This window comes from Thauera sp. 28 (assembly GCF_000310145.2).
Lineage (GTDB): Bacteria > Pseudomonadota > Gammaproteobacteria > Burkholderiales > Rhodocyclaceae > Thauera > Thauera mechernichensis.
Genome location: NZ_AMXA01000013.1, coordinates 35,980 through 54,351 on the forward strand (window position 1 = coordinate 35,980; position 18,372 = coordinate 54,351).

Below are 18,372 nucleotides of genomic sequence, written 5' to 3' on the forward strand. Positions count from 1 at the left end.
CGGCGTCCGGGTCATGAGGCATCAGCTGAGGCGTTCAGCGTACCGGCGGTGCGTACTGGAGGCCGCCGGCGTTCCACAGCGCGTTCTGGCCGCGTGCGATCTTGAGCTCGCTGCCCATGCCGACGTTGCGCTCGAACATCTCGCCGTAGTTGCCGACCTGCTTGACCATGTTGACCACCCAGTCCTTCGAGACCTTCAGGTCCTTGCCGTAGTCACCGTCGGCGCCGAGCAGGCGACGGACGTCGGGGTTGGTCGAGCTGGCGGCTTCCTTTTCGACGTTAGCCGAGGAGATGCCTGCCTCTTCGGCGTTGAGCAGGGCGAACAGCGTCCAGCGCACGATGTTGAACCACTCGTCGTCACCCTGGCGGACCAGTGGCCCGAGCGGCTCCTTGGAGATCACCTCGGGCAGCACCACGTAGTCTTCCGGGTTAGCGAGCTTGATGCGCTGGGCGTAGAGCTGGGACTGGTCGGAGGTCAGCACGTCGCAGCGGCCGGCCTCGAGCGCGACGATGGTCTCGTCGGACTTGTCGTAGGTGATCGGGGTGTATTTCATGCCGCTGCTGCGGAAGTAGTCGGCGAGGTTGAGCTCGGTCGTGGTGCCGGCCTGGATGCACACCGCAGCGCCGTCGAGTTCCTTGGCACTCTTGACGCCGAGTTTCTTGTTCACCAGAAAACCCTGGCCGTCGTAGTAGGTGACACCGGCGAAATGCAGGCCCATCCCGGAATCGCGCGAGCTGGTCCAGGTGGTGTTGCGCGACAGTACGTCGACCTCGCCGGACTGCAGGGCCGTGAAGCGTTCCTTGGCAGTCAGCGGGGTGAAGCGCACCTTGCTGGCATCGCCGAACACGGCTGCGGCGACGGCACGGCAGACGTCCACGTCGATGCCCTTGTAGTTGCCCTGCGCGTCGGTGAAGGAAAAACCGGGAAGACCGTCGCTGACACCGCACTGGACGTAGCCTTTCTTCATGACTGCGTCGAGCGTGGTGCCGGCGCTGGCATGAGAGGACAGGCCGAGCGTCGTTGCGGCGAGGATGGAAAGAGCTGCAGTTCTTACAGGCTTCATCAAACACCTCCTGAAGGGATGGGGTACCGACTGAGCAAGGACACTCCCGGCCGCCTTGGGCGTGTTGATTCCGGGGGGTGTTTCAAAGTATTTCGCGTGCAGTCGGGCTTCCGCAAGATGGCTAGGGAAACTACGGATACAGGCCAGGACTGGGCCGCGTGACGTCCTTTGCAGGAATTGTGCCGAATCTTGTGCAATGCAATAAGTCTTTGATATGGCGTTGATATTACGATTGGGAATGTCGTGCCTGGAGCTCTTGAGCCCCTTCGTGGCGCATGGACAGGGTTCGCCGCACCATTGCTGGGCACGTCTCACGGCGGCCTGCAGGTCAGCGCTACGCTTCGGATCGCACGTGCACGCAGTGCGGTGCAAAATGCCGATCGAGAGTGCGTTGCGAAGATCCGCAGGCAAGTGTGCTTCCCGCCTGCATGCATCGTCCGAGGGGGCGGATCTGGGTGGCGAGTGCGCGGTAACATGGCGGTTCCGCTGCCTTGCCAACCGGAGCCACCATGAAACGCCTGCTCGCCTGGATCTGCGGCCTGTTGTCCGCCATCGGCATCACCGCCTGCGACTACATCAACGTCAAGGAGCTCAAGCCCGGCGTGTCGACCGCGGTGGAGGTGCGCGAGCGCTTCGGTCCACCGCACATGGAGTGGCGCAACGAGGACGGCTCGCTGACCTGGGAATACAGCCGTCAGCCCGAGGGAATCGAGTGTTTCATGATCACCATCGGCCCGGACCAGATCCTGCGCAGCATCGATCAGGTGCTGAACGAAGGCACCTTTGCCAGGGTCGAACGCGGCATGAACGCGGATCAGGTTCGCCGCCTGCTCGGCAAGGCGGCCTCCAGTCAGTTCTTCGCGCTCAAGCAGGAGACGGTGTGGGAATGGAAGATTGACCATGGCGAGGCCAGCGGCGGCGATGCGGTCTTCTTCACCGTCTCCTTCAACACCGACGGACGGGTGACGGGAACGGGGCGATACACGCGCTACCGCGGCCGCTGACGAAGCAGGGAGGCAAAGATGGCAAACAGCAATGGCGGGGCAACCGGCATCGGTGGTAGTCCCATCTCGGCGTGGCCCTGGCCGGTGGCGCGCGCCCTGGCCTGGGCGATACTGGCCGTGCTTGTGATGCAGCTGGCCGGTTGCGCCGCATTCGCACCACCGCGCCCATACACGACCGAGGCCGAAGCGCTGGCCGAGCGTGGGGAGCCGACGCGGCGCTGGTCCAACGAGGACGGCACAACCACACTGGAGTATGCGACTCAGCCCAATGGCTGGTCCTGCCTGATGGTCGAGGTGGACGCGGGCGGTGTCGTGCTGCGTCAGTGGGATGCGCTCGCGCCCGAGAACCTGGCACGCGTCGAGCGCGGCATGGACAAGGAGCAGGTCTCGCGCCTGCTCGGCACGCATCGTTCCGAGCAGCGTTTCCGCAACTCCGGCGAAGAGGTGTGGGACTGGAACGTCCGCAATGACGGTCCGGGCATTGCGACCCTGTTCAACGTGCACTTCATCGACGACAAGGTCGTGCGCACCAGCCAGACCTATGTGTACCCGCGCGACGGTGTGCTCTTCGGCGGCTGGGCAGGCTACTACGGCCACCCCTGGGGGTGGGGCATGGGCTGGGGGTATCCGCGCCCGTTCTACCGCCATCCATTTGCGCATCCCTGGTACTGGTAGGGGCGGCGGCGTGTGAGCGTGCTGGTTCCTGCCGACTCCCGCGCGAGATCTCCTTCAACAACTCGCGGCTTGCGCCGCTCCTGCGGCAGAAACCGACGCGCGGGGGCCGTAGGAGCGGCGCCAGCCGCGAGGGTGTGAAGGCGACAGGGTCCCGGGGATTCTCCGAAGAGCTCGCGGCGGGTGCCGCTCCCACGGTGAGCACCCCGCCGCTTTCGCGCCAGCATGTCGGCAGCGGCGACCACCCGGTCGCGCTTGCCTCCTTGGCAGTGCCGCGGCACTGCGGCTAGAATCGCAGCCTTGCCGAGGAGCGCTGCGACCCACCGAACCTGTGCGGGCCAGGCTCGGCAACCGATCAACGGCGCTCACAAACCTTCAGCCGGTTTGTGGCGCCGTTCGCTTTTGTGCGTGGCGTTGCCCGGCGACCGTCGAACGACCGAGGACCGACCCATGCAAGCCGATCGCAGTACCGAACTCCGCCAGCTTCTCGCCGACCGCATCCTGATCCTGGATGGCGCGATGGGCACCATGATCCAGCAGGAAAAGCTGGGCGAGGCGGACTACCGCGGCGATCGCTTCCTCGACCACCCGAAGGACCTCAAGGGCAACAACGACCTGCTGGTGCTCACGCGCCCGGACGTGATCGCAGGCATCCACCGCGCCTATCTCGAGGCCGGCGCGGACATCATCGAGACCAACACCTTCAACGCCACCCGCGTGTCGCAGGCGGAGTACGGGCTGGAGGCGCTGGCCTACGAACTCAACGTCGAGGGTGCGCGCCTGGTGCGCGAGCTGTGCGACGAATACACCGCGAACAACCCCGCCAAGCCGCGCTACTGTGCCGGCGTGCTCGGGCCGACCTCGCGCACGCTGTCGATCTCGCCCGACGTGAACGACCCCGGCTTCCGCAACATCAGCTTCGATGCGCTTGCCGACGACTACTACGACTCGGCCAAGGCCCTGCTCGAAGGCGGCGCCGACATCCTGCTGATCGAGACGGTGTTCGATACGCTCAACGCCAAGGCCGCGGTGTTCGCGATCGAGAAGCTCTTCGACGATCTCGGCAAGCGCTGGCCGGTGATGATCTCCGGGACCATCACCGATGCCTCAGGCCGCACGCTGTCGGGCCAGACCGCGGAGGCGTTCTGGAATTCGCTCAGCCACGCGCAGCCGATCAGCTTCGGCCTCAACTGCGCGCTCGGCGCCGACCAGCTGCGCCAGTACGTCGAGGAACTGTCCAACGCCTGCGACACCCACGTGTCCGCCCACCCCAACGCCGGCCTGCCCAACCCGCTGTCGCCCACCGGCTACGACGAGACGCCCGAGCACCTCGCCAGCCAGATTTGCGAGTGGGCGCAGAGTGGCCTGGTGAACATCGTCGGCGGCTGCTGCGGCACCACGCCGGCGCACATCGCGGCGATTGCCGAAGCCGTTGCGGGCCTCGCGCCGCGCGTCGTGCCCACCATCGAGAAGAAGCTGCGCCTGTCGGGCCTCGAGCCCTTCAACGTCGGCGGCGACGCCCTGTTCGTCAACGTCGGCGAGCGCACCAACGTTACCGGCTCCAAGGCCTTCGCGCGCATGATCCTCGAAGGCCGCTTCGACGACGCGCTCGCGGTGGCGCGCCAGCAGGTCGAGAACGGCGCCCAGGTCATCGACATCAACATGGACGAGGCGATGCTCGATTCGGTCGCCGCCATGGAGCGCTTTTGCAAGCTCATCGCTACCGAGCCCGACATCTCGCGCGTGCCGATCATGCTCGACTCGTCGAAGTGGTCGGTCATCGAGACCGGCCTCAAGTGCATTCAGGGCAAGGGCGTGGTCAACTCGATCTCGATGAAGGAGGGCGAGGCCGAGTTCCTGCGTCAGGCCCGGCTCGCGCGCCGCTATGGTGCCGCGGTGATCGTGATGGCCTTCGATGAGCAGGGCCAGGCCGACACCTTCCGCCGCAAGACGGAGATCTGCGAGCGTGCCTACACGCTGCTGGTCAAGCCCGTTGCCGAAGGCGGCGCCGGCTTCCCGGCCGAAGACATCATCTTCGACCCCAACATCTTCGCCATCGCCACCGGCATCGAGGAGCACGACAACTACGCGGTCGACTTCATCAACGCCGTGGCCTGGATCAAGGACAACCTGCCTTACGCCAAGACCTCTGGCGGGGTGTCGAACGTGTCCTTCAGCTTCCGCGGCAACGACCCGGTGCGCGAGGCGATCCACACCGTGTTCCTCTACCACGCGATCAAGGCCGGGCTGTCGATGGGTATCGTCAACGCCGGCCAGCTCGGCGTATATGACGAGCTCGACCCGGTGCTGCGTGACAAGGTCGAGGACGTGGTGATGAACCGCCGTGCAGGGGCGGGCGAGGCGCTGGTCGAGCTGGCGCAGACGGTGAAGGGCCAGGCCAAGGAGTCCACCCAGGACCTCGCCTGGCGCGCGTGGTCGGTGGAAGAGCGCTTGAGCCACGCGCTGGTCAAGGGCATCACCGAGTTCGTCGTCGCCGACACCGAGGAGGTGCGCGCCAAGCTCGAGGCCGAAGGCAAGCCCCCGCTGGCGGTCATCGAAGGCCCGCTGATGGCGGGCATGAGCGTCGTCGGCGACCTCTTCGGCGCGGGCAAGATGTTCCTGCCCCAGGTGGTGAAGTCGGCGCGGGTGATGAAGCAGGCCGTCGCCCACCTCATTCCCTACATCGAGGCCGAGAAGCTGCGCACCGGCGCCAGCAGCAAGGGCCGCATCATCATGGCCACGGTGAAGGGCGACGTGCACGACATCGGCAAGAACATCGTCGGCGTGGTGCTCGGCTGCAACGGCTACGAGGTGATCGACCTCGGCGTGATGGTGCCGGCAGCCAAGATCCTGGAAGCGGCCAAGGAACATGGCGCGCAGGCCATCGGCCTATCAGGCCTCATCACGCCCTCGCTGGAGGAGATGGCCCACGTTGCCGCCGAGATGAAGCGCCAGGGTTTCGAGGTGCCGCTGCTGATCGGGGGTGCCACCACCAGCCGCAACCACACCGCGATCAAGATCGCGCCGCACTACGACCAGCCTGTCGTGTACGTGCCCGACGCCTCGCGCGCGGTCGGCGTGGTCACCGCACTGCTGTCCGAGGGCCAGAGCGAGGCCTTCAAGGCCGAGGTCGCTGCCGACTACGAGAAGATCCGCGTCCTGCACGCCGGCAAGAAGGGCATGCAGCTGGTCGGCCTTGAGGCAGCGCGTGCCAACGCTTTCCGTACCGATTGGACGGCCGAGCGCGTGGCCGCGTGCAGCACTGCCCACCAGGCCGGATTCACGCCCTACCAGCCCCCGCGACCCAACATGCTCGGCGTGCAGGCGATCGACGTCGAGCTCGGCGAGCTGGCGAGCTATATCGACTGGGGCCCTTTCTTCCAGACCTGGGACCTCGCCGGCCGCTTCCCCGCCATTCTCGATGACGAGGTGGTGGGCGAGACCGCGCGCAACGTGTTCGCGGATGGCAAGGCCATGCTGGACAAGATCGTCGCCGAGAACTGGCTGCAGGCCAAGGCGGTGTTCGGTCTGTTCCCGGCCAACGCGGTCGGTGACGACATCGAGATCTACACCGGCGAGGACCGCAAGCACCTTGCCATGGTGTGGCACGGCCTGCGTCAGCAGCACGAACGCCCGGCGGGCAAACCGCACTGGTGCCTGACGGACTTCGTCGCACCCAAGGAGTCGGGCGTGCCGGACTGGATCGGCGCCTTCGCGGTGACTGCTGGCCTGGGCATCGAGGCCAAGCTCGCCGAGTTCGAAGCGGCGCACGACGACTACCACGCCATCATGCTCAAGAGCCTGGCCGACCGCCTGGCCGAGGCCTGCGCCGAATGGCTGCATGAGCGCGTGCGCCGGGAATGCTGGGGCTACGCGGCCGATGAGACGCTCGACAACGAGGCGCTGATCGCCGAACAGTACCGCGGCATCCGCCCGGCGCCGGGCTATCCGGCCTGCCCCGACCATACTGTGAAGGGCCCGCTGTTCGAACTGCTCGGCGCGCGCGCGCGCATCGGCATGGATCTCACCGAAAGCTATGCGATGACGCCGGCAGCGGCGGTGAGCGGCTTCTACTTCGCCCACCCCGAGAGCCACTACTTCGCCATCCCGAAGATCGGCCGCGACCAGCTCGAGGACTGGGCGCGCCGCACCGGCATGGATGTGGAGGAGGCGGCGCGCTGGCTGGCGCCCTTGCTTTGATGCGCTGAGAGGCCCGACGCCGTGTCAGGCGGCGGGCGGGTGGGGCTCCAGGCGGGTGCCGAAGACTGTGCCGGGTTCGGGGCGGCCGATCAGGTAGCCCTGGAAGCGGTCGCAGCCTGCGGCCGCCAGCATGTCGAACTGCGCCGGCAGTTCGACCCCCTCGGCGATCACGCGCAACTCCATGGTATGGGCGAGGGCGATGATGGTGCGCGCGATCGCCGCGTCGTTGGGGTCCGTCAACACATCGCGGACGAAGGAGCGGTCGATCTTGAGTGCGGTCAGTGGCAGCCGTTTCAGGTAGCTCAGCGACGAGTAGCCGGTGCCGAAGTCGTCGAGGGCAAAGCCGATGCCGAGCGCCCGCAACTGCTGCATGCGCTCGACCACCGTTTCAGTGTCCTCGAGCAGCATGCTCTCGGTGAGCTCGAACTTGATCCAGGCGCCTGGAATGTTGCGGGCGCCGAGTATGTCCGTCACCGTCGCGACGAAATCGGCATGGTGAAACTGGCGCGCGCTGACGTTGATGGCGATCTGGAGCGCGTGTTGCGGATAGGTCGCCGACCACGCCAGCAGTTGATCGCAGGCGGACTCGATCGCCCATGTTCCGAGGGCAATGATCAATCCGCTTTCCTCGGCCACGGGGATGAACTCTGCCGGTGGTACCTGCCCACGCTCGGGGTGACTCCAGCGCATCAGCGCCTCTGCGCCGACCAGCCTGCCGTCGACATCGACCACGGCCTGGTAGTGGAGATGGATCTGGCCCGCTTCCAGGGCGTGGCGCAGATCGGCTTCGAGGCCGGCGCGCGCGCTCAGCTTCACCGCAAGCTCGGGGCCGAAGAAGCTCAGGCAGTTGCGGCCCAGCGCCTTGCTCTGGTACATCGCCATGTCCGCATGCTTGAGCGCGGTTTCGGCAGTCCCTGCTTCCTGGCCGAACAGCACGGCGCCGATGCTGGCGGAGATATCGGCGTTGAACTTGTGTACCTGGTAAGAGTGCTCGATCACCTGCAGGATCTTGCGCCCGATCTCGCCCACCTGCTGCCGGGCTTCGTCGGGGTCTTCGCTCAAGTCCTCCAGGATCACGACGAACTCATCGCCGCCCAGGCGGGCGACGGTGTCGCCGCTGCGAACCGCCTGCGAGAGCCGCCGGGCGACCTCGCGCAACAGTTCGTCGCCATGGTCGTGGCCGAGGGTGTCGTTGAGCACCTTGAAGTTGTCGAGATCGAGCAGCAGCAGCGCGCAGTGGCTGGTGCGGCGCCTGCCGGCCTCGAGGACATGGGCGAGACGGTCCATCAGCAGCCGCCGGTTGGGTAGCTGGGTGAGGGGGTCGAAGTAGGCGAGGGCGTGGATGCGATGCTCGGCCGTCTGCAACTCCTCCACCTGCAGTTGCAGCTGACCGGCCTGGGTGGCCAGCGCCGTCTGGTTGCGGCCGAGCAGGGTTCGCATCTCGTCGAGCGTGGTGCTCAGTTGGGCGAGCTCGGCGATTCGCGTGCGCAGTGGGGGCGGCCGGGAAAAGTCGAGCGCTCCGATGCGCTTGCCCTGCACTGCGAGCATCTCGAGCGGTGCAGCGATCGTGCGTGCCTGCCGCTGCGCGATGACGGCGGCGACGCCGATCAGAATGCCGAGTGTCGCGGCGATGGTGAGCCCGATGAGCGACCATGCCGGCTCGAACTCGCGGGCGGGGGCGAGAGTGAGTACCCAAAGGCGCTGCTCGCCCACCTCGTACGGTGTCATTGCCGCAATCCAGTCCTCCCCTTCCGAGTTGAAGCGGCTCGCCGAGAAGCGCGTACGGCCAGCCTGGCGCCACAGCGACAGCGCGTCGTTGATGCTGGGCTGGCCTAGCGCACTGGCGGGGAGCATCAGTGTGCCCAGCCAGTCGCTCTCGGCGATGTGGTCGGGGCGGCGTGGCAGCGCCAGCACCAGCTCTCCCTCGGTGAGCACGAGCGTGCTGCCGCTTGCACCGATGCGTGCCTCTCGCGTGCGCGTCGACAGTTCGGCAAGCAGGATGTCGAGACCGATCGCCCCCTGGCTGCCATCGCTCAAGCTGACGGCCTGGGAAACCGTGATGCCCGGCTGGCCGGTGGTGTAGAAGGTGTATGGAGGCGTCCAGTAGCGCACGGTGCCTGGGCGGACGGCGCCCTCGTACCAAGGCCGCGAGCGGGCGTCGTAGTCGAGCGTCTGCCAGTGCTCGCTACGATTGCCGGCAACGTCCTCCTCGACGATGAGGTGTTCGCTGCCCGTGCCTGGAAGGTCGGTGCTGCGACTGCGCCACCGTCCGTCAGGCAGGCGCAGCAGCATCCAGCCGCGGCCCTCCTCGTTGCCGATCACGATCGAGCTGATGTTGCGGACATGGCTCAGCAGAGGCTTGAAGTAGCGTTCGGCGGCCTGCGTGTCATCGAAGGGTGCTTTCTGTCCTGCAAGCCACTCGGCTGCCGAGGGCAGGATCTGGCTGGGCAGTTCGACCGTCTCGCGCAGCGTGTTTTCGACCAGGTCGGCGACGCGGGTGAACTCGCTGGCAGTCAGGCGTTCGTGCAGTGGCAGCACGATGAGCCCGACCACGGCAGCCATGACCGCCAGCAGGCCGCCCGTGACGAGCAGCAGCAGGCGTTTGAAGATGACGTCGCGGAGCGTGGCGGGGCGGGACATGCGGATTGCCGGATGAATATGCGGATTCAGTGTTTCTTGTCCCCATTATGGGCGCTGTCGCGCGGAACGTCATGCTGCTTGCGTGCCCGGCAGTGCATCTGGGGCAAACGAACCGATCGACCCGTGGCGCGTGGCTGGCGCCGCTCCTGCGAAGACCCATCGCGGTGGGTGAGCGAGGGAGCGGACGGGCTCGCGTGTATCATGCGGGTTTGACTTTCCTGGAATGGCTGTCATGTCCACGCTCGAGATCACCGCCGACAACTTCAACGACACGGTCGAACAGAACGCAATCGTGTTCCTCGACTTCTGGGCCGCTTGGTGCGGCCCCTGCCGCAACTTTGCACCCGTGTATGAGGCTGCGGCCGAGGCCAATCAGGATATCGTCTTTGGCAAGATCGACACCGAGGCGCAGCAGGATCTTGCCGCCGCATTCCAGATCCGCTCCATCCCCACCATCGCCGTGATCCGCGAGGGTGTCATGGTGTTCCGCGAGTCCGGTGCCCTGCCGGCGAGCGCGCTCGAACAGGTCATCCAGGGCGTGCGCGGCCTCGACATGGAGCAGGTGCGCGCCGAGATCGCAGCCCAGCAGGCAGGCCAGGCTCAGGGCTGACCTGCACCGCCGGCCGCATCGTCGTCGGGCGATGCGTTGTCGAGGATGGCTTTCATGGCCCGGTGCGACAGCCTGCGTTCGGTGGTGATCGCGTACACCCGCGTGCGTACCTCCGCCATCTCACCGAGGCGCATCACACCATACTGTGCGCGCACGTAGGGTTCGATCATGGTCGGTGCTGCGAACAGTCCGGCGCCACCCTGGCCGAAGGCTTTCAGCAGTGCGCTGTCGTCGAACTCGGCGATCACGTCGGGCTGCAACTGGCGCTCCTCGAACCAGCGCAGCATGGCTGCGCGGTGGGCGACGTCCTGCCCCGGTAGCAGGAAGGGGGCGCCGTCCAGCATCGCGGGGAAGGTCCCCTGCAGGGTGGGCACCAACTTTGGCGCCGCGAATACCGTGAGCCCGCTTTCGGCGAGCAGGGTGCTGTGGCCGCGCACGCCGACCTCGGCAGGCATCGCGCGATCGGCGATGATCAGGTCGAGCCGGCGCAGCGCGAGCTCGCCCAGCAGCTCGGTCAGTGGCGCCTCGCGGCACACCAACCGCCCCGGCCGGTCGACGCGCAGCGCCGGCTCGATCAGGCGGTGGGCCACCGACTTGGGCATGCTGTCCGGGATGCCGATCCGGAACGGCAAGTCGCGGCGCAGCCCGTCGTCGCGCACGATCTCCACCACCTGCTCGCCCAGCGCGAAGATTTCTTCGGCGTGGCCGAGGATGCGCTCGCCCGCTTCGGTGAGTTCGAGCCGGCGACCGGCACGCCGGAACAGGGTCACGCCGAGCGTAGCCTCGAAGGTCGCGAGTTGGGCGCTGATCGAATGCGGTGCCAGGTTCAGCATCCGCGCCGCACCTGCGATCGAGCCCACACGGGCCACCATCCAGAAGTAGCGCAGGTGCTTGAAGTTGAGATCGATATTTGCGTTCGCCATGAGGTTCCATCCAAAAAATCGATTTCTGGCCTAATGGTAATCGACTTTTTATGAGAACTGTTCTCCGTTAAGGTCTGACTCACCTGCAACACGCAGTGCATTCCGACCGGGAATGTCAGGCGGTTGCAGTGCTTCCGACACCACAGGAGACATCGCCATGCGCCACTACGAAGCCGACAGCACGCCCGCCGCCGCCCGCATCCTCGCCCTGACCGTACTGGCCGACGGCGGCCTGGATCGTGATGAGATCGATGCCGCAATGCGGACGGATCTCGCCCGCCGCCTGGGGATCGGTCAGCTCGAATTCGAACGCATCCTGCGCGAGTATTGCGACGACCTCATGCTGGGTGCGCACTACATGGATGGCATGCGGCTCAGGCTGGCCGACGAGGTTCTCGATCTGGTTCTGGAAGACATCTCCGAACCCGCCCTGCAGCAAGCCTTGCTGCGCGCGATGCAGGACATCGTCAGCGCCGATGGCGTCGAGACGCTCGCCGAGATCGAGGTTCTCGGGCGCGCACTGGAGAAGTGGGGAATGAAGACATCCCCTGGAAAACTCAACTGAGCGCCGCACGTCCGGCCTGCAGGTCCAACAGGGGGCAGGCCGGGCGCGGGCGGCAGGCATGGAGAGATCATCATGTCAGACAACAGGAACATGCGCGCCTCCGAGCACGACAACCACCTCGGCGAGCGTGTCGACGACCCCCTGATCGACCGCCTGCATTGGGTCATCCGCCAGGCGATCCGCGTGCTCGCGGTGCTGATGGTCGCAGTGATCCTGTGGACGGTAGCCGACGTCGTGCTCGTGCTCTACGAGAAGCTGTCCTCGCCGCCATTCCTGCTGCTCGATCTAAACGACATCTTCGTCGTCTTTGCGGCCTTTCTCGCCGTCCTGATCGCGATCGAGATCTTCGTCAACATCACGCTCTACCTGCGCGACGATGTCATCCACGTCAAGCTGGTGATCGCGACCGCGCTGATGGCGATCGCGCGCAAGGTGATCGTGCTCGACCTCAGTACGCTCGAGCCGATGTACCTGTTCGCCATCGGCGTCATCGTGCTGGCGCTGGGCGTGACCTACTGGATGGTGTCGCTGCGGCCCGACAAGTAAGCGGTCGGGGCGCGTACGCTCACTCGAACAGGGCCCCTACGCTCTGGCCGCTGTGGATGCGCTCGATGGCGGCAGCAAAGAGCGGTGCAACATTGAGCACGGTGAGCTTGTCGAGGCGTTTTTCCGCCGGCAGGTTGACGGTGTTGGTGACGACGATGCTGTCGAGCGCGGCGTTGCGCAAGCGTTCGATGGCTGGGCCACACAGCACGCCGTGGGTGGCTGCCGCATGCACGCTCTTCGCGCCTGCCGCCTTGAGCGTGTCGACCGAGGACACCAGTGTGCCGCCGGTGGCGATCTCGTCCTCGAAGATCACCACGTCGCGGCCGGCGACCTCGCCCACCACATAGCCCTGCTTGACCGTGGTGTCCGATACCCGACGCTTGTCGATGATCGCCATCGGGATGCCCAGCTTCTCCGAAAAACGCCCGGCCCGCTTGGCGCCGCCCGCGTCGGTGGCGACCGCGACCATGTTGGACAGGTCATAGCGGTTGCGGAAGTGCTCGACGATGAGCGTCACCGCGGTCAGGTGGTCAACCGGCACGCTGAAAAAGCCGTGCACCTGGTCGGCATGCAGGTCCATGGTGAGCACGCGATCGGCGCCGGCCGTGTGTAGCAGGTCGGCAATGAGACGGCCGGTGATCGAGATGCGTGGCGCGTCCTTCTTGTCCGAGCGTGCGTACGAGTAGTAGGGGATCACGGCGGTGATGCGCTGGGCCGAGGCGCTGCGCAGCGCGTCGAGTGTGATCAGCAACTCCATGATGTGTTCGCTCACCGGTTCGGTGAAGGACTGGAACACGAACACGTCGCGCTCGCGCACGTTGTCCTGGATCTGCACCCGCAGGTTGTCGTTGGAGAAGCGCGAGATGTCCAGTTGCCCGAGCCGCATGCCCAGGCGCTGGCTGATGTCGCAGGCGAGGTCGCGGCTGGCGCTGCAGGCAAAAATCTGGAGTCCGTGCTTGATCATCGTGGCGATTCTCCGGTCGCGTCGGTCCGGGCGTGGCCGCGCGTCCTGGTGTAGTGGGCGGGGTGGCGTTCGCGTTGGGGCGGTGTCCTCCGCAATGCTACGACAAGACGCCCCTGCAGGCTTGCATCGGCGCTTCTTTTGCCACATCGTGGCGAAAAGAACGAGGCGGGGGGAGACAGCAACCGAGCAATCGGCCGCACCCGCCAGGCTGTCGATCGGGCATGGGTGAATCGATGGAGCAGGGGGCTTCCGCGCTGGCGCGGCTGAGGGGGGATTTCTTCGGGGGACTGACGGCTGGCGTGGTCGCGCTGCCGCTCGCGCTGGCGTTCGGTGTCGCCTCCGGCGCGGGTGCCGCGGCCGGCCTTTACGGCGCGATCGTGCTCGGTCTCGTCGCGGCCCTGCTCGGTGGCACGCGGATGCAGATCTCCGGGCCGACGGGGCCGATGACCGTGGTGTTCGCATCGGCACTCGTCGCTGTAGGTGGCGATCTTGGCATGGCGATGGCGGCCGTGCTGGTGGGTGGGATCGTGCAGATCGGCCTCGGCCTGGTGCGTGCCGGGGCGCTCGTGCGCTTCATTCCCTACCCGGTCGTGTCCGGTTTCATGAGCGGCATCGGCGTCATCATCATCGCGCTCCAACTGGCGCCCTTGCTCGGCGCGCCGCCGTCGTCCTCGCCACTGGGGGCGATCCTCGGCCTGCCCGGCGTGCTCGGCGCTTTCAACGGGGAGGCGCTGCTGCTCGGCCTCATGACCCTCGTCATCGTGTTCCGGACACCGATGTCGATCAGCCGCATCGTGCCAGCGCCGCTGGTGGCGCTGCTGGCGATGACCGCGCTGTCCGCCCTCGCCGGCTTCGAGGTCGCGGTGATCGGCGAGATCCCGGTCGGTCTGCCCGAGCTTGCGCTGCCCAGCTTCAGCCTGGAGACGTGGACGACCATCCTGGTGCTTGGCATCACGCTCGGCATGCTCGGTTCCATCGACAGCCTGCTGACCTCGCTGGTCGCCGATTCGGTGACACGCACCCGCCACCACTCCAACCGCGAGCTCATCGGCCAGGGCGTCGGCAACATGCTGTGCGCGTTTGCCGGCGGCCTGCCCGGCGCGGGCGCGACCATGCGTACCGTGGTGAACATCAAGTCGGGCGGGCGGGGACGGCTGTCGGGGGTCGTGCACGCGCTGTTCCTGCTCGCCCTGCTGCTCGGGGCCGGTCCGCTCGCGAGCGAGATCCCGCTCGCGGTACTGGCCGGGATCCTGATCAAGGTCGGGGTGGACATCCTCGACTACCGCTTGCTCAAGCTGCTGCGCAGTGCGCCGCGCGCCGACGTCGCGGTGATGGCGGCGGTATTCCTGCTGACTGTGCTGGTGGATCTGATCGTCGCCGTGGCCGCCGGTGTCATGCTGTCGATGGGGCTCATCATCCACCAGCTGGTCGCACAGGCGAGCCTGCGCATCTGGCCGGTGCCGCGCGAGGCCGGCGAGGGCGAGGGAGGTCGTGACGCCGACATGGAAAGCGGCGTGCGCGTCATCGAGGTCGGCGGTCCTTTCTTCTTCGGCTCCACCAGCCAGTTGCTCGACCGTGTGGACCAGGTGATCGGCACCCGGGTCGCGGTGTTCGATTGCAGCCGGGTGCCCTTCATGGACCTGTCGGCGCAGTTCGCACTCGAGGAGATGGTCGATCGCCTCAAGGCGCAGTCGATCGCCGTGCTCGTCGTCGTGCCGCCGGCGATTCATGCCCAGCTGTTGCGCCTGCACGCGCCAAACCTGCCCGCGGCCCTGTTGCGTCACGACCTTGCTGCGGCGCTAGGCGAGGCGCGTGCGCTGGTTGCCCCCGCTGCCTAGCCCGGGTAGAGCATGAAGGGCGCGCGCGTCTCGAGCCAGGCCGCCTCGTCGGCGCAGGCAAGGGCGTCGAGGTCCTGTGGGCGTGCGGCGGGGTCGTCCACCCACTCGCGCAATACCGGCGAACCGTTGATGAGGTCGATGGCGAGGCGGTCGAACTCGTATTCGTAGCCGAAGTCGCGCCACAGCGCATAGTCGGGCTGAAGCCGGCGAATGGCCTTGAAGGCCAGCGCCTGTAGCCGCCACGGGCGGAAGGCATGGTGCGCGTAGTGTTCAGGCGCCTCGACATGGATCTGCACGCCGTTGCACAGGCGGCCCGCATGCTTGTGGAAGGTAGGCTCGAACCAGCAGTCTCGCAGCACACAGCCGCGCAGCCACTCGGGTGCGAGGGTACGCATCTCGGCGATCAGTGCGCGTGCGTCGAGATCGGGGGCGCCGAAGATCTCCAGCGGGCGTGTCGTGCCGCGACCTTCGGACAGGGTCGTGCCTTCGAGCATCACGGTGCCGGCATAGCAGCGCGCCATCGACAGGTTGGGCGCGTTCGGGCTGGGGTTGATCCAGCTGCGTTCGCCCAGCGGCCAGCCGTAGCCGGGCGCTGCCTCGGGCTGCCAGCCCTGCATCGGAATCACGCGGCAGTCGACGTCGAGGCCCAGGGTGGCCACGAACCAGTTGGCGAGTTCGCCCATGGTCAGGCCGTGACGCATCGGCAAGGCACCGGCGCCGACGAAGCTCTCCCATCCAGGCTGTAGCGTCGTGCCTTCGACCGGCCGTCCGGCCGGGTTGGGGCGGTCGAGTACCCACACCGACTTGCCATGCTTCGCCGCTTCTTCCAGCACGTAGCGCAGGGTGGTGATGAAGGTATAGATGCGGCAGCCGAGGTCCTGCAGGTCGACCAGCAGCACGTCGAAGCTGTCCATCATCGCTGCGCTCGGCCGGCGCACTTCGCCGTACAGGCTGAACACCGGGATGCCATGCAGCGGGTCGCGATAGTCGGCCGACTCCACCATGTTGTCCTGCTTGTCGCCGCGCAGGCCATGCTGCGGGCCGAAGGCGGCCGATAGCGTGATGTCGGGCAAGGCACCGAGGGCGTCGAGCGAGTGCTTGAGGTCGCGGGTCACCGATGCCGGGTGAGCGAGCAGGGCGATGCGACGGCCGGCGAGCGGGCGGCGTAGCGCCGGCTCGGCGAGCAAGCGGTCGAGGCCGAACTGGATGGATTGGGGCATGCGGATCAGGGCTGGGAGCGCGTTGCGGTGGCCAGCGTGAGGACGAACGTGTCGCGGGCGTGGAAGTCGGGCTGAGCGGGGGCATGGCGTACCGCCCAATACTCGAGTTGACCGTCCTTGCGTTCAATGACGGCAGCCAGGCTGACCTGGAGGTCGGTGCCCGGCGGCACCGCCGGCAGCAGTCCGGCCGGGACGCGTGCCTGCAGCACCAGGCTGCCCGCGTCGTGGGTGCACTGGATTTCGGGTGCCTGCTCGGCGGCAAAGCCGTCGACGCGCTGGCGCCAGCCCTGGAACGCGTACACCGCCCACTGGCCGCTGGGCGAGAAGTTGTACTCGCGGTAGGTCGGCTCTCCGGGCACCCCGAGGAAGACTTCGAAGCAGGTGTGCTGCCATAGGCCGTCGGCCGCGACAGAAGGCTGCGGCGCGGGAACGACGAGGCGGTCGATGCGGCTGTCGTCGAGACGGAACTCGAACACTGCACCGCCTTCCGGTGCGGCGTACATGGTGGCGAGCAGGTGGCCGACCGGGCCGCTGCCGGCAACGGCTGCATCTGGGCTGCTGGGGTGGGGGCGCAGGCCTACCGTGATGGTCGGAACCTTGGGGCGCTCTGAGGGGCTGTGGGACACGGTCTTCGGGCAGTGGGCGGCAAAGGCGCAATGTTAGCCGCTGGGCCTGCGCACGGATACAGCCCGCTCCGGGTGTGTCATCGATCACGCTCGGAAACACTTTTCGATAGCCTGGATGTTGCAACGCACAAATCCCTTGTGTAATATCGCACCTGTCTCCTCCACTCTCCTCGTGATGTGGATTCAGGCCCAGGCTCGAAAGCGCCTGGGCCTTTTTTTACGCCCGGCCCGGCGGGCAAGGGGTTTCCCCGCTTGAGAAGACGCCTGTTCTCGCGGCAGACTCCGCTCCATGCCCGCGTCGCCACTTGCCATCATCGTCCTTGCCCAGCTGTTCGGCACCTCGCTCTGGTTTTCCGCCAACAGCGCGGGCGGCGATCTCATGCTGGCCTGGGGCCTGAACAGCGCCGACATCGGCCGCCTGACCAACGCGGTCCAGTTCGGCTTCATCGTCGGCACGCTCGTGTTTGCGCTCACCGGCCTGGCCGACCGTTTTGCCGCCAGCCGCATCTTCGCGTGCAGCGCGCTCGTCGGCGCCGCGGCCAATGCGGGTTTTGCGTTGTTGGCGCAGGGTCTGGACGAGGGGCTCGCATGGCGTTTTGTCGTCGGCCTGGCGCTTGCCGGGGTCTATCCGCTGGGCATGAAGCTGGTGGTGAGCTGGGTGCCGGAACAGGCTGGCGCCGCGCTGGCCTGGCTGGTCGGCATGCTCACGCTGGGGACCGCGCTGCCGCATGGCGTGCGCGCGCTCGACGCCGGTTGGGGTTGGCAGCCCACCATCCTCGTGTCATCGCTGCTGGCGGTGGCGGCAGCGCTCATGATCTGGCGACTTGGCGACGGGCCTCATCTCGTGCGCCGGCGCGGCATGCCGCACCTGCGCCTGGGTGAGGTCGTCCTCGCCTTTCGTGCGCCGCGCCTGCGCGCATCTGCGCTGGGCTATTTCGGCCATCAATGGGAACTCTACGCGTTCTGGACGCTGGTGCCACTGCTGGTGACGGCGGCATGGGACGGCAAGGGCGGCGGGTCGGCGTTCGCGTTCGTGGCGATCGGCATCGGCGCTGCGGGGTGCGTGCTCGGCGGCATGCTCAGCCGCCGTGTCGGCAGCGCACGCGTGGCGGCGCTGGCATTGGCCGTATCGGCCCTGTGCTGCGCGCTCTATCCGCTGGCGAGCACCGCGCCGGCCGTGCTGGTGGGCGCGCTGATGCTGGTTTGGGGGGCGAGCGTGGTGGCCGATTCACCGCACTTCTCCGCACTTTCTGCGCAGGCTTGCCCGCAGCAGATCGTGGGCAGCGTGCTTGCGCTCCAGAATGCGGTAGGCTATGCATTTACGATGGCGTCCATCGAGCTTGCAACGCGCTTGTGGCCCTTGCTTGGCGATCGCGTCGCGTGGTTGCTCCTGCCCGGGCCGCTGCTCGGCCTGTTGGCGCTCCGGCCGTTGTGGCGACGCGGAGCATTGCGATGAACGAACTCCCCATTTTGGGTATGTTTCGCGCTATGGTTCGAGCTC

The 18,372-nt window shown here is 66.8% G+C and carries 14 protein-coding genes and 1 riboswitch; of the genes, 8 read left to right on the forward strand and 6 right to left on the reverse strand.

The window, feature by feature from the left end; genetic code table 11:
• Window positions 1-34 precede the first annotated feature (34 nt).
• Window positions 35-1,063, reverse strand: coding sequence for an amino acid ABC transporter substrate-binding protein (locus C662_RS11000; protein ID WP_002928790.1), 1,029 nt, complete (start codon window positions 1,061-1,063; stop codon window positions 35-37).
• A 509-nt stretch (window positions 1,064-1,572) separates the two neighbouring features.
• Between C662_RS11000 and C662_RS11005 the strand changes: the two genes are divergently transcribed.
• The 3 genes from C662_RS11005 to metH all read left to right on the forward strand — a co-directional run bounded on the left by C662_RS11005 (window position 1,573) and on the right by metH (window position 6,939).
• A complete protein-coding gene (locus tag C662_RS11005; protein ID WP_002928792.1) occupies window positions 1,573-2,067 on the forward strand; it encodes a hypothetical protein in 495 nt (164 codons plus the stop codon).
• Window positions 2,068-2,085: 18 nt separating this feature from the next.
• On the forward strand, window positions 2,086-2,742 hold the full coding sequence (locus tag C662_RS11010) for a hypothetical protein (RefSeq protein ID WP_002928797.1): 657 nt from the start codon (window positions 2,086-2,088) through the stop codon (window positions 2,740-2,742).
• 296 nt (window positions 2,743-3,038) lie between these two features.
• Window positions 3,039-3,113, forward strand: a riboswitch (S-adenosyl-L-homocysteine riboswitch).
• A 76-nt stretch (window positions 3,114-3,189) separates the two neighbouring features.
• Window positions 3,190-6,939 carry a methionine synthase gene (gene metH, locus C662_RS11015; RefSeq protein ID WP_002928798.1) on the forward strand — a complete coding sequence of 1,250 codons (3,750 nt, stop codon included), beginning with the start codon at window positions 3,190-3,192 and terminating at the stop codon, window positions 6,937-6,939.
• 24 nt (window positions 6,940-6,963) lie between these two features.
• Here metH and C662_RS11020 read toward each other — a convergent pair whose 3' ends face one another.
• Window positions 6,964-9,579 carry a bifunctional diguanylate cyclase/phosphodiesterase gene (locus tag C662_RS11020; protein ID WP_002928799.1) on the reverse strand — a complete coding sequence of 872 codons (2,616 nt, stop codon included), beginning with the start codon at window positions 9,577-9,579 and terminating at the stop codon, window positions 6,964-6,966.
• Window positions 9,580-9,811: 232 nt separating this feature from the next.
• Here C662_RS11020 and trxA point away from each other — a divergent pair, with 232 nt between their 5' ends.
• Entirely contained in the window at window positions 9,812-10,189 is a 378-nt protein-coding gene (gene trxA / locus C662_RS11025) for a thioredoxin (protein ID WP_002928802.1), read from the forward strand.
• Here trxA and C662_RS11030 read toward each other — a convergent pair.
• The gene (locus C662_RS11030; RefSeq protein ID WP_002928803.1) at window positions 10,180-11,112 is read right to left on the reverse strand and encodes a LysR family transcriptional regulator; all 933 of its coding nucleotides are present in this window, start codon (window positions 11,110-11,112) and stop codon (window positions 10,180-10,182) included. The genes trxA and C662_RS11030 overlap by 10 nt on opposite strands.
• Window positions 11,113-11,269: 157 nt before the next feature.
• Between C662_RS11030 and C662_RS11035 the strand changes: the two genes are divergently transcribed.
• A complete protein-coding gene (locus C662_RS11035) occupies window positions 11,270-11,677 on the forward strand; it encodes a hypothetical protein (RefSeq protein ID WP_002928806.1) in 408 nt (135 codons plus the stop codon).
• Between the two features lie 72 nt (window positions 11,678-11,749).
• Window positions 11,750-12,223, forward strand: coding sequence for a phosphate-starvation-inducible PsiE family protein (locus C662_RS11040; protein WP_002928808.1), 474 nt, complete (start codon window positions 11,750-11,752; stop codon window positions 12,221-12,223).
• A 19-nt stretch (window positions 12,224-12,242) separates the two neighbouring features.
• Here C662_RS11040 and C662_RS11045 read toward each other — a convergent pair whose 3' ends face one another.
• On the reverse strand, window positions 12,243-13,187 hold the full coding sequence (locus tag C662_RS11045; protein WP_002928812.1) for a ribose-phosphate diphosphokinase: 945 nt from the start codon (window positions 13,185-13,187) through the stop codon (window positions 12,243-12,245).
• A gap of 221 nt (window positions 13,188-13,408) precedes the next feature.
• Between C662_RS11045 and C662_RS11050 the strand changes: the two genes are divergently transcribed.
• Window positions 13,409-15,025 (forward strand): SulP family inorganic anion transporter, encoded by a 1,617-nt coding sequence (locus C662_RS11050; RefSeq protein ID WP_002928815.1) that lies wholly within the window; start codon window positions 13,409-13,411, stop codon window positions 15,023-15,025.
• Here the strand turns inward: C662_RS11050 and C662_RS11055 are convergent.
• Both C662_RS11055 and C662_RS11060 read right to left on the reverse strand, forming a co-directional pair.
• A complete protein-coding gene (locus C662_RS11055; RefSeq protein WP_002928817.1) occupies window positions 15,022-16,245 on the reverse strand; it encodes an exo-beta-N-acetylmuramidase NamZ family protein in 1,224 nt (407 codons plus the stop codon). The genes C662_RS11050 and C662_RS11055 overlap by 4 nt on opposite strands.
• Before the next feature lie 5 nt (window positions 16,246-16,250).
• Window positions 16,251-16,871, reverse strand: a complete 621-nt coding sequence (locus C662_RS11060; RefSeq protein WP_002928824.1) for a DOMON-like domain-containing protein — start codon at window positions 16,869-16,871, stop codon at window positions 16,251-16,253.
• A gap of 289 nt (window positions 16,872-17,160) precedes the next feature.
• Between C662_RS11060 and C662_RS11065 the strand changes: the two genes are divergently transcribed.
• Entirely contained in the window at window positions 17,161-18,327 is a 1,167-nt protein-coding gene (locus C662_RS11065; RefSeq protein WP_002928825.1) for an MFS transporter, read from the forward strand.
• Window positions 18,328-18,372 lie beyond the last annotated feature (45 nt).